Below are 8,663 nucleotides of genomic sequence, written 5' to 3'. Positions count from 1 at the left end.
TGTTGAGAGACGATTTTCAGCTCAGATTCAGAGTCCGAAGGATTTTGCGCTGAGACAAGGCGGCAGGCGAAGGAAAGGAAGGAGCATACAGAGGTATGTGACTGACTTTACGAGCGCAGCCAACGCAGTATCAGTGGAAAAGCCACAGGACAGGGCACAAAGAATTTGCCTGGCGGCTTTAGCGCGGTGGTCCCACCTGACCCCATGCCGAACTCAGAAGTGAAACGCCGTAGCGCCGATGGTAGTGTGGGGCTTCCCCATGTGAGAGTAGGACACTGCCAGGCATCCATTACGTGAAGAGGCCATCCGGAAGGATGGCCTTTTTGCGTTTTTGTACATCTCAACATCTTCCGAAATTGAAACTTTCTCACCTTTCGCTTCCAGGCTCGACATTTTGTTCAATTCTGGTTATCTTCAGCTATCTGGATGTCTAAACGTTTATACGTATGCTGTGAGGTAACAAGGTTATGCCGATTCGGGTGCAGGACGAGCTACCAGCCGTCAATTTCTTGCGTGATGAAAACGTCTTTGTGATGACCACATCGCGCGCTACAGGTCAGGAAATCCGCCCTCTGAAAGTGCTGATCCTTAACCTGATGCCAAAGAAGATCGAAACGGAAAATCAGTTTCTGCGTTTGCTCTCGAATTCGCCGCTGCAGGTCGACATCCAGCTATTGCGCATTGATGCCCGTGAATCCCGTAATACGCCCGCTGAGCATCTGAATAACTTCTACTGTAACTTCGATGATATCTGCGATGAAAACTTTGATGGCCTGATCGTCACGGGTGCGCCATTGGGGTTGGTTGAATTCAACGATGTTGCCTACTGGCCGCAAATCAGGCAGGTACTGGAGTGGGCAAAAGATCATGTGACCTCCACGCTGTTTGTCTGTTGGGCCGTACAGGCGGCACTCAATATTCTCTATGGCATTCCTAAGCAAACCCGCACAGAAAAGCTTTCCGGCGTTTATGAACATCACATCCTGCATCCTCATGCTCTGCTGACCCGCGGGTTTGATGATGTGTTCCTGGCGCCTCATTCACGCTATGCTGATTTCCCGGCAGCCCTCATTCGCGACTATACCGATCTTGAGATCCTTGCGGAAACGGACGACGGTGATGCTTACCTGTTTGCCAGCAAAGATAAACGTATCGCTTTTGTAACGGGGCATCCCGAATATGATGCAGATACCCTCGCGGGTGAATATTTCCGTGATGTGGAGGCCGGTCTGAACCCAGAAGTGCCGTATAACTATTTCCCGAAAAATGATCCGCAAAACCGTCCTCGTGCCAGCTGGCGCAGCCACGGTAATCTGTTGTTTACTAACTGGCTCAACTATTACGTCTACCAGATTACGCCGTACGATCTGCGTCATATGAATCCAACACTGGATTAATCTCCTGTCGTTCAGGATCCTAAAGCGTTTCAGCATTCCACCACAGGCACCTTCGGGTGCCTTTTTAATTTCTGAAATCCACTTCATTCAGTAAATAAAATTTAAATTCTTTGTTATCAATGCGTTGCCATGTTTTTAATTTAAAAATGGAAATTGTTTTTGATTTTGGAAATTAATTGAGTAGTCTTAATTGTGCTGAACGAAAACTGCACAATGATCGTTCGTTCACGTTGGGGGAATTTTAAAGGATCGACAACGAGGAGCTGCGAAATGAATCAACAGGCAACAACCATCGATGAACTGGCGTTTAGTCAGCAACATGGCGAACAGGAAGCGCAAGTCCTGACGCCGGAAGCCGTAGAGTTTCTGACAGAACTGGTGACGCGTTTTACAGCCAGACGTAATACGTTACTGGCTGCGCGTGTCAAACAACAGCAGGAGATCGATGCCGGGGTATTGCCTGATTTTATTTCGGAAACAAGTTCCATTCGTGAAAGTGAGTGGACGATCCGTGGTATCCCGGATGATTTACAGGACCGTCGCGTCGAAATCACCGGCCCGGTTGAGCGCAAAATGGTCATTAACGCCCTGAACGCCAACGTAAAAGTGTTCATGGCGGACTTTGAAGATTCTCTGGCGCCGAACTGGAACAAAGTGATCGAAGGTCAAATCAACCTGCGCGATGCAGTTAACGGCACCATCAGTTACACCAATGAAAACGGCAAAATCTACCAGTTGAAGCCTGATCCGGCGGTGCTGATCTGCCGCGTACGTGGCCTGCATTTACCGGAAAAACATGTCACCTGGCGCGGTGAGGCTATTCCGGGAAGCCTGTTTGACTTCGCGCTTTACTTCTTCCACAACCACAAAAAGTTATTAGCCAAAGGTAGCGGCCCCTATTTTTATCTGCCGAAAACCCAGGCATGGCAGGAAGCAGCCTGGTGGAGCGACGTGTTCTGCTACGCAGAAGATCGCTTTGATCTGCCACGTGGCACCATCAAAGCAACACTGTTGATCGAAACTTTGCCCGCCGTATTCCAGATGGACGAGATCCTGCACGCGCTTCGCGATCACATCGTCGGTCTGAACTGTGGCCGTTGGGATTACATTTTCAGCTATATCAAGACGCTGAAGAATTACCCGGATCGCGTTCTGCCGGACCGCCAGGTGGTCACCATGGACAAACCATTCCTGAGCGCCTATTCGCGACTGCTGATCAAAACCTGTCATCGCCGCGGTGCATTTGCGATGGGGGGTATGGCGGCGTTTATTCCCAGCAAAGATGAGGAACGCAACGCACAGGTACTGGCAAAAGTGAAAGCGGACAAAGAGCTGGAAGCGAAGAATGGTCACGATGGCACCTGGGTCGCTCACCCGGGGCTGGCCGATACTGTGATGGCGGTCTTCGATGGCATTCTGGGTGAAAAGCCGAACCAGCTGTTTGTGAAGCGGGAGACCGATGCGCCGATCACCGCCGAACAGCTGCTGGCGCCCTGCGATGGCGAACGTACCGAAGAGGGGATGCGCACGAATATCCGCGTCGCTGTTCAGTACATCGAAGCCTGGATTTCCGGCAACGGTTGCGTGCCGATCTATGGCCTGATGGAAGACGCTGCTACCGCCGAGATCTCACGTACGTCTATCTGGCAGTGGATCCATCACGAGAAAACACTCAGCAATGGTAAACCCGTCACCCGCGAATTGTTCCGGCAGATGCTGAAGGAAGAAATGCGCGTCATTCAGGCAGAACTGGGCGAAGCGCGATACAACAGCGGCCGCTTTGATGATGCCGCGCGTCTGATGGAAGAAATTACCACCTCTGACGAACTGATCGATTTCCTTACGCTGCCGGGCTACCGCCTGTTGCCTTAACTCACCACATCACGACATGGAGCATTTGCAAATGAAAACGCGTACCCAACAGATCGAAGAGTTACAAAAAGAATGGACACAACAAGCGCGCTGGGAAGGTATTCGTCGTCCCTACAGCGCGGACGAAGTGGTGAAATTACGCGGCTCGGTTAATCCGGAATGCACGCTGGCACAACTGGGTGCGGCAAAAATGTGGCGTTTACTGCACGGTGACGCGAAGAAAGGTTACGTTAACAGCCTCGGCGCATTGACCGGCGGGCAGGCATTGCAGCAGGCAAAAGCGGGTATCGAAGCCATTTATCTGTCTGGCTGGCAGGTTGCGGCGGATGCGAACCTCGCCTCCAGCATGTATCCGGATCAGTCGCTGTACCCGGCGAACTCCGTTCCTGCCGTGGTCGAGCGGATCAACAATACATTCCGTCGTGCGGATCAAATCCAGTGGGCTGCCGGTATCGAGCCCAATGATCCACGTTATGTCGACTACTTTTTGCCAATCGTTGCCGATGCGGAAGCCGGTTTTGGCGGCGTACTGAACGCGTTTGAACTGATGAAATCGATGATCGAAGCCGGTGCGGCGGCGGTCCACTTCGAAGATCAACTAGCGTCCGTGAAAAAATGTGGGCACATGGGCGGTAAAGTGCTGGTCCCTACACAGGAAGCCATCCAGAAACTGGTGGCAGCACGTCTGGCGGCTGACGTCATGGGGGTCCCGACGCTGTTAGTTGCCCGTACCGATGCTGATGCAGCGGATCTGATCACCTCTGATTGCGATCCCTATGACAACGCCTTCATCACCGGCGAGCGCACCAGCGAAGGCTTTTTCCGTACCCATGCCGGTATTGAACAGGCGATCAGCCGCGGCCTGGCGTATGCTCCTTATGCGGATCTGGTGTGGTGTGAAACCTCAAAACCGGATCTTGAGCAGGCACGCCGTTTTGCTGAGGCCATTCACGCGCAATTCCCGGGCAAACTGCTGGCCTACAACTGTTCACCGTCGTTTAACTGGAAGAAAAATCTCGATGATAAAACTATCGCCAGCTTCCAGCAGCAGCTCTCGGATATGGGCTATAAGTTCCAGTTCATCACGCTCGCGGGCATCCATAGCATGTGGTACAGCATGTTCGACCTGGCGCATGCTTATGCGCAGGGCGAGGGCATGAAGCACTACGTTGAAAAAGTGCAGGAGCCAGAATTCGCCGCAGGTAGCGAGGGCTATACCTTCGTTTCTCACCAGCAGGAAGTCGGTACCGGCTATTTTGACAAGGTCACTACTATTATTCAGGGCGGCGCATCGTCGGTCACGGCGTTGACTGGCTCCACCGAAGAAGATCAGTTCTGATACTCTTTCCCCCTCTCCACATGGAGAGGGGCTACCGTGAGGGATAACGATGCAGCGTGGCCTGGAATTACTGATCGCTCAAACCATTCTGCAGGGCTTCGATGCGCAGTATGGCCGCTTTCTGGAAGTTACCTCAGGCGCGCAACAGCGTTTTGAGCAAGCTGACTGGCACGCCGTGCAACAGGCCATGAAGCAGCGTATTAATCTCTATGATCACCACGTCGGTCTGGTGGTGGAGCAACTGCGTTGCATCACGGGTGACAGAAGCACGGATGCGAGCTTCTTACTGGAGGTAAAAGCGCATTACACTCGTCTGTTGCCCGACTATCCTCGCTTTGAGATTGCCGAGAGTTTTTTTAATTCGGTTTATTGCCGTCTCTTTGATCACCGTTCGCTGACCCCGGATCGGCTCTTTATTTTCAGTTCGCAACCCGAACGCCGTTTTCGCACCATGCCACGCCCGCTGGCAAAAGACTTCTTTCCCGATCGCGGTTGGGGGACGTTATTAACCAACGTCTTGTCCGATTTGCCGTTGCGGTTGCCGTGGCAAAATAAAGCGCGGGATGTGGAATATATCATCGCACATCTGACAGAAACCTTCGGTGCGCAGACGCTGCAACAGAGTTATTTGCAGATGGCAAATGAGCTGTTTTATCGCAACAAAGCCGCCTGGCTGGTCGGGAAACTTTTCACCCCGACGGCGACGTTGCCGTTTCTGTTGCCTGTTCACCGTAGCGATGACGGCGAGCTGTTTATTGATACGTGTCTGACTACCAGCGCTGAAGCCAGCATTGTTTTTGGTTTCGCCCGTTCCTATTTCATGGTTTACGCGCCATTGCCTGCCGCTCTGGTGGAGTGGTTACGCGAGTTGTTGCCAGGGAAAACCACGGCAGAACTGTATATGGCAATTGGGTGCCAGAAGCACGCAAAAACCGAAAGCTACCGTGAATATCTCAACTACATCCATAGTGCAACGGATGAACAATTCACCGAGGCACCGGGCATTCGTGGCATGGTGATGCTGGTGTTCACGCTGCCCGGGTTTGACCGTGTCTTCAAGGTGATTAAGGACCGTTTCGCTCCGCAAAAAGAGGTCACGGCGGCGCATGTTCGTGCCTGCTACCAGTTAGTGAAAGAGCACGACCGAGTCGGGCGCATGGCGGACACACAGGAGTTTGAAAATTTCGTACTGGAAAAACGGCAGATTGACCCGGCGCTGATGACGCTGTTGCTGACAGAGGCGCCGGAAAAAATCACTGATCTTGGCGACCGCATCAGCATCAGCCACCTTTACATCGAACGCCGCATGGTGCCGCTCAATATCTGGCTGGAACAGGTGGAAGGCCAGCAGTTACGCGATGCCATTGAAGAATATGGCAATGCCATCCGCCAGCTCGCCGCGGCCAATATTTTTCCGGGCGATATGCTGTTCAAAAACTTCGGCGTCACGCGCCACGGGCGAGTCGTGTTCTACGATTACGACGAAATTTGCTACATGACGGAAGTGAATTTCCGTGACATTCCACCGCCGCGTTACCCGGAAGACGAGCTGTCTGGCGAACCGTGGTACAGCGTCTCGCCCGGCGACGTCTTTCCGGAAGAGTTTCGCCACTGGCTGTGCGCTGACCCGCGTATCGGGCCGCTATTTGAAGAGATGCACGCCGATCTGTTCCGCGCCGACTACTGGCGTGGCCTGCAGACGCGCATCAAAAACGGTCACGTCGAAGATGTCTATGCTTACCGCAGGCGGCAGCGTTTCAGCGTCCGCTACGGTAAGCAACCACAGACCGATCAGGCGTAAAAATAGCGCACCACGTGAAAGAAGACCGGCGCGGCAAAGCACAGGGAATCAATGCGATCCATCATCCCGCCATGTCCTTCCAGCATCGCGCCAAAGTCTTTCACGCCACGGTCGCGTTTAATCGCAGACATGCACAACCCACCGGCAAAACCCAGCAGCGTGATCAGCAGAGAGATGAAAAAGGCTTCCACCACATTGAAGGGCGTTACCCAGAACAACGCGGCGCCGACGAGGCTGGCGCTCAGGATCCCACCGACAAAGCCTTCCACTGTTTTATTCGGGCTGAGTTTCGGCACGATAGCGCGCTTGCCCCACAGTTTACCGAACACATACTGCAGCACGTCGGAGATCTGCACGACAATCATCATAAACAGCACCAGCTTGATGTTTTCCCCCTCAAAACCGGGAATGGAGAGCATCAGCAACGCAGGCGCATGGCTGACACAATACACGGCGATCATCAGGCTCCACTGGATTTTGGCGCTGCGTTCCAGAAATTGCCGGGTATCGCTGGCGAGGGCAATGCGTGCAGGGATAAAGAGAAAAGCGTAGACCGGAATAAACACCACAAACAGGTTATACCACTCAATGCCGACCAGCAGGTATTGCAGCGGCAGAATGACGAAAAAGCACCAGAACAGCGCCTCGTGATCTCCACGCCGGGTGGGCGTCAGCGTAACGCATTCGCGTAATGCAAAGAAAGACATCAGCGCAAACAGGATAACGGAACCGATGGGGCCTACCAGCAACGCGATGACGGAGATGGTGCACATCACCCACCAGGCCCGAATTCGGGCGTTGAGATTGGCAATGGTGGCGTTTTGCTTTTTTCTCGCCAGCAGAAAGCCAATAAGACTCGCAATGATCAGCAGGCTAAATAACCCGGCGAGCAGGAGCATTAATTCATGATCGGTATTACGCATGGGAAAGCGCCTCCAGCGCGACTTTGGCGCGATCCAAAAATTCCGCTTTGGTTTCATGTTCTGCAGGGCCGCTTAGCGGGGAGCCAAACGTTGCGCTGCAAATAATGGGAACGACCAGTTTCGAGCCTTTTGGCAACACGCGATTCAGGTTTTCCAGCCAGACCGGGATCAATTGCGCCTCCGGGTAGCGTTGCATCAAATGATAGAGCCCGCTTTTGAATTCCCCCAGCGCTTCGCCGCTTCCCCGGGTACCTTCAGGAAAGAAAATCAGCGACTCCTGCTTTTCCAGCACGTCGATGAGCGGAACCAGGGGATTTTCGTCTGGCAGCGGTTTACTGCTCTTGCCGTTACGCGCGATCAGCACTGCGCCAAAGATGCGTGAGGAGAGATAACGGCGCAGGCGGCTCTTTTGCCAGTAATCGGCAGCAGCTACTGGATGGACCTTATCGCGCATCGCGGCGGGCATACTGGCCCAGATCACCAGTCCGTCAAGGTGGCTGCTGTGGTTGGCGAAGTAAATCGTTGGCCGTTCCGTTTGCGGAACGGATTGCCATCTGGCCTTAATGCCCGTCAGTAAACGGCAAAGACTGACCAGTAAAGCGCGCACGAGGGTTTTGTCCGGCGAGAAACTCATGAGCGTTCTCCTGCATGTAAATCGCGGATAATTTTCCGGGTACGATCAATACAGGTGATCACCGTGCCCGCCAGAATGATGATCAGCACCGTCAGGCCAATGTGCTGCCCCCACTGCGGCACCACCGCAGCGACCAGCGCGCCCACGGTCAGCAACGCCATACGATGCTGTTTGGCCATTGGGCCGCTGAAGCGCTGTGTCAGACCGCAGGTGCCTCCCAGCAAACGGATATACGCCGTCGCAATGGCGAACAGCGCGCAGGCCCAGCCCAGCACGACGCCAGACGGAAAGTGAAGAAGGCCATAACCCATGCCGAGTAACAGCAGGGTATCGGAGATGCGATCAGGAAGTTCGTTATATACCGCGCCTGCCGGGCTTCGTAAGCCACCTTCAACTGCCACCATGCCATCCAGCAGATTACAGATGAGCCGACCCTGAATACCGGCAGCGGCGATCACTAACAGAATGCGTTGCGTGAGCGGGTTGTCACTGTGCCAGACCAGCAAAAAGCACAGCGCCGCGACCGCAGCGAAAAGAATGCTGAAGAGTGAGATGCCGTTGGGCGTACAACCTTTACGGCGGAGAAAGCGGGCGGCGGATGCTGCCCAGCGCGTTTCGCGCGCCCGGATGGGGCGGCGGTCCTGGATATCCTTTTCCATCAAAAGTGCTCATTTTTGGCTGTTGTTGAGCACAGATT

Annotated in this window: 7 protein-coding genes and 1 rRNA gene; 5 read left to right on the top strand and 3 right to left on the bottom strand. The window is 53.7% G+C overall.

Annotation, left to right across the window (positions count from 1 at the left end):
- Positions 1-168: 168 nt before the first annotated feature.
- The 5 genes from rrf (at position 169) to aceK (ending at position 6,409) form a co-directional block, all read left to right on the top strand.
- A 5S ribosomal RNA gene (gene rrf, locus GTGU_RS14720) occupies positions 169-284 on the top strand.
- 183 nt (positions 285-467) lie between these two features.
- On the top strand, positions 468-1,397 hold the full coding sequence (gene metA, locus GTGU_RS14715; protein ID WP_038158450.1) for a homoserine O-acetyltransferase MetA: 930 nt from the start codon (positions 468-470) through the stop codon (positions 1,395-1,397).
- Between the two features lie 270 nt (positions 1,398-1,667).
- Positions 1,668-3,269, top strand: a complete 1,602-nt coding sequence (gene aceB / locus GTGU_RS14710) for a malate synthase A (protein WP_038158448.1) — start codon at positions 1,668-1,670, stop codon at positions 3,267-3,269.
- A gap of 31 nt (positions 3,270-3,300) precedes the next feature.
- Positions 3,301-4,608 (top strand): isocitrate lyase, encoded by a 1,308-nt coding sequence (gene aceA / locus GTGU_RS14705; protein ID WP_038158446.1) that lies wholly within the window; start codon positions 3,301-3,303, stop codon positions 4,606-4,608.
- A 49-nt stretch (positions 4,609-4,657) separates the two neighbouring features.
- Complete coding sequence (gene aceK, locus GTGU_RS14700) at positions 4,658-6,409, top strand: bifunctional isocitrate dehydrogenase kinase/phosphatase (protein ID WP_038158444.1); 1,752 nt, start codon at positions 4,658-4,660, stop codon at positions 6,407-6,409.
- Here aceK and GTGU_RS14695 read toward each other — a convergent pair.
- Genes GTGU_RS14695 through GTGU_RS14685 form a run of 3 tightly spaced genes read right to left on the bottom strand, consistent with a single transcriptional unit; the run spans position 6,400 to position 8,625 of the window.
- A complete protein-coding gene (locus tag GTGU_RS14695; protein ID WP_038158442.1) occupies positions 6,400-7,332 on the bottom strand; it encodes a phosphatidate cytidylyltransferase in 933 nt (310 codons plus the stop codon). The genes aceK and GTGU_RS14695 overlap by 10 nt on opposite strands.
- Positions 7,325-7,966, bottom strand: a complete 642-nt coding sequence (locus GTGU_RS14690) for a lysophospholipid acyltransferase family protein (RefSeq protein ID WP_038158440.1) — start codon at positions 7,964-7,966, stop codon at positions 7,325-7,327. Before GTGU_RS14690 ends, GTGU_RS14695 begins: the two co-directional genes overlap by 8 nt.
- Entirely contained in the window at positions 7,963-8,625 is a 663-nt protein-coding gene (locus tag GTGU_RS14685; RefSeq protein ID WP_038158438.1) for a CDP-alcohol phosphatidyltransferase family protein, read from the bottom strand. The genes GTGU_RS14690 and GTGU_RS14685 overlap by 4 nt, the downstream gene beginning before the upstream one ends.
- Between the last annotated feature and the right edge of the window lie 38 nt (positions 8,626-8,663).

Origin of the sequence: Trabulsiella guamensis ATCC 49490 (assembly GCF_000734965.1) — a bacterium.
Classification (GTDB): Bacteria; Pseudomonadota; Gammaproteobacteria; order Enterobacterales; family Enterobacteriaceae; genus Trabulsiella; species Trabulsiella guamensis.
Note: the sequence above shows the minus strand (reverse complement) of the source record. Positions and strands in the feature narration are given on the sequence as shown.

Excerpts from the sequence above, each read along its gene's own strand:
- metA (WP_038158450.1), top strand. The coding sequence starts at position 468 with ATGCCGATTCGGGTGCAGGACGAGCTACCAGCCGTCAATTTCTTGCGT.
- aceB (WP_038158448.1), top strand. The coding sequence starts at position 1,668 with ATGAATCAACAGGCAACAACCATCGATGAACTGGCGTTTAGTCAGCAA.
- aceA (WP_038158446.1), top strand. The coding sequence starts at position 3,301 with ATGAAAACGCGTACCCAACAGATCGAAGAGTTACAAAAAGAATGGACA.
- aceK (WP_038158444.1), top strand. The coding sequence starts at position 4,658 with ATGCAGCGTGGCCTGGAATTACTGATCGCTCAAACCATTCTGCAGGGC.
- GTGU_RS14695 (WP_038158442.1), bottom strand. The coding sequence starts at position 7,332 with ATGCGTAATACCGATCATGAATTAATGCTCCTGCTCGCCGGGTTATTT.
- GTGU_RS14690 (WP_038158440.1), bottom strand. The coding sequence starts at position 7,966 with ATGAGTTTCTCGCCGGACAAAACCCTCGTGCGCGCTTTACTGGTCAGT.
- GTGU_RS14685 (WP_038158438.1), bottom strand. The coding sequence starts at position 8,625 with ATGGAAAAGGATATCCAGGACCGCCGCCCCATCCGGGCGCGCGAAACG.